Raw genomic sequence first — 309 nt, 5'->3', positions numbered from 1 at the left:
CACCAGAAAAACTATCAAACGAAACGCCAGAAGAACCACTCACGAAACCTGTAATATTTCTAATAGCATCACCCTGCTGAGCTAATATGATTCTCCCTGCATCCACTCCCCGCCCATCATCCCAGCCGCGAATAAACTCGCCGCGTAAATCAGGTAATACGCCAGCCGGATAAATGGCCCCTAATTTCGGATATATGTTTTTATCGAAGGGTGCACCGTTATATTTTAGCCATCCCTGCGGTGGGTTCGGGAGAGGCCACGGAACCGGTACGCCCACCGGTAGCGCGGAGCCTTCTCCCAAACCAAGGT

General features: G+C 51.1%; 1 protein-coding gene. It reads right to left on the bottom strand.

What is annotated here, in order from left to right; genetic code table 11:
- A partial coding sequence (locus OGY10_RS00115) for a phage tail protein (RefSeq protein WP_286575996.1) occupies positions 1 to 309 on the bottom strand: 309 nt, incomplete at both ends.

Origin of the sequence: Citrobacter sp. Cpo148, assembly GCF_030332375.1 — a bacterium.
Taxonomy (GTDB): Bacteria; Pseudomonadota; Gammaproteobacteria; order Enterobacterales; family Enterobacteriaceae; genus Citrobacter; species Citrobacter portucalensis.
The sequence above is the reverse complement of the archived record's forward strand: the minus strand, read 5'-3'. Positions and strand labels throughout refer to the sequence as shown.